Source organism: Halovenus anhuiensis (genome assembly GCF_037080055.1).
GTDB lineage: Archaea > Halobacteriota > Halobacteria > Halobacteriales > Haloarculaceae > Halovenus.
Genome location: NZ_JBAOJI010000023.1, coordinates 1 through 700, shown reverse-complemented (window position 1 = coordinate 700; position 700 = coordinate 1). Strand labels below are relative to the sequence as shown.

Sequence of the window (700 nt, the reverse complement as noted above, 5' to 3'; positions counted from 1 at the left end):
CCATGGTGTTCAGATAAGCTGATTCCACGCGAAGGCAAATCTACGCAACCACTCGTCAGCAGTTTCTGCTTTGGCGTTGCTGAAACAGTTTGAAAACGAATAGGTTCGTCGTTTCACCTCTCGAAAGACACGTTCGACGCTGTTGCGATCTCCGTGGCGTTCGACACGGAGATCGAGATTTTGTCGAGAGCAGGCGTCTTTCAATGAGAGCGAGCCATCGATGAGAAACAACGCTTTGTCAACGTCGTGTTTCTCGCGGAGTTCAGCGAGAAACTGCTGTGCAAGAACGCTGTTTGTCGTCGCCTCAAGCTGTGTATGGAGTAATTCGTTTGTTTCAGGATCGACAGCAGCGTACAGCCAGTATTGTTCGTCGTTGAGTCGAATCACGGTTTCGTCAACCGTAACGTGATTCGGCTTGTGTCCAGGTGTGGGCTGTAAATCAGCCTTGTGAACCCAATTATGAATGGTAGATCGTGCGCGTTTAACACCAAATATTTCGAGAGTAGAAACAATATTAGATAATGATAAGACAGCGAGATGGAGTTGAATACTGAGCTTCATCAACAGTCGTGGTGTTGCTTCTCGCTCCACAAAATCTAAGTCAAACTGGGCGATACTACCACTGAGGCGGGTGTTTTCGGGCATAGACACTTTGAAAACGCTCCGCCTCACTCTTCAATCCTTATCTGAACAGCGCGTG

The 700-nt window shown here is 48.0% G+C and carries 1 protein-coding gene; it reads right to left on the bottom strand.

The features are described from left to right. Nucleotides 1-9: 9 nt before the first annotated feature. On the bottom strand, nucleotides 10-645 hold the full coding sequence (locus V8P86_RS18860) for an IS6 family transposase (protein WP_336328838.1): 636 nt from the start codon (nucleotides 643-645) through the stop codon (nucleotides 10-12). Nucleotides 646-700 lie beyond the last annotated feature (55 nt).

Coding starts and splice junctions, on each gene's coding strand:
- V8P86_RS18860 (WP_336328838.1), bottom strand. CDS start 645: ATGCCCGAAAACACCCGCCTCAGTGGTAGTATCGCCCAGTTTGACTTA.